Origin of the sequence: Thermogemmata fonticola, from assembly GCF_013694095.1 — a bacterium.
In the GTDB taxonomy this organism is placed as follows: domain Bacteria; phylum Planctomycetota; class Planctomycetia; order Gemmatales; family Gemmataceae; genus Thermogemmata; species Thermogemmata fonticola.
In genome coordinates this window covers 1-653 of the sequence record NZ_JACEFB010000040.1, presented here as the reverse complement: position 1 = coordinate 653, position 653 = coordinate 1, and the positions used below count along the sequence as shown (strand labels likewise).

The 653-nt window shown below is 64.3% G+C and carries 2 protein-coding genes; both read right to left on the bottom strand.

Going from position 1 to position 653, the window contains the following annotated elements:
* A partial coding sequence (locus H0921_RS17590; RefSeq protein ID WP_194539837.1) for a hypothetical protein occupies nucleotides 1-413 on the bottom strand: 413 nt, incomplete at its 3' end.
* A partial coding sequence (locus tag H0921_RS17585) for a hypothetical protein (protein ID WP_194539836.1) occupies nucleotides 352-653 on the bottom strand: 302 nt, incomplete at its 5' end. The genes H0921_RS17585 and H0921_RS17590, both read right to left, overlap by 62 nt.

Sequence of the window (653 nt, the reverse complement as noted above, 5' to 3'; positions counted from 1 at the left end):
GCATCGTCCTCGCCAAAAACCACACGGCGAGCCGCGTGCACATGCTCGGCCAAGTGATAGAAATCCAGACCCAAGGCGTCCAGCGGCAGATTCTGCCGGGCCACCTGCTTGCGAATCCACGGCGCCCCATCGACAATGCCGATCTTTTCGTCCGCCAGATCAAGGCGCAGCCGAACCGCTTGCCGCCGCATCAAGCGTCCCGCCGCTTCGTGGTCGCCCTGGCTGCCTTCTACCAGCCGATGCCGCCGCGTGTCATCGTAGTAGACGACCAGCTTGAACTCTTTGAAGGCCTGGTCGGCACCAGGTCGCAACGGCGGTAGCGGCTTGGCCTTCTTACCCCGCAGCTTACGCTTATGCTTGATCGTCGCCCGTCGCTTCCGCTTCTCCGCGTCCGTCACCAGCGGCACCATCACCCCGTCGCAGCCAAAGTAAACCCGCGTCTTGGCCCGAGCCGACGCGGAAGACTTCGAGGGGGAAGCAGACGATGACGCTTTCGAGGCATTCGCTGACGCGGCGGTGACAGTCGAGGCGTTCGCTGGCGTGGCGGTGACAGTCGAAGCGCTTGCGGTCGAAGTCGCCGCTGGCGTGGCGGTGACAGTCGAAGCGTTCGCTGGCGTGGCGGTGACAGTCGAAGCGCTTGAGGTCGAAGTCGC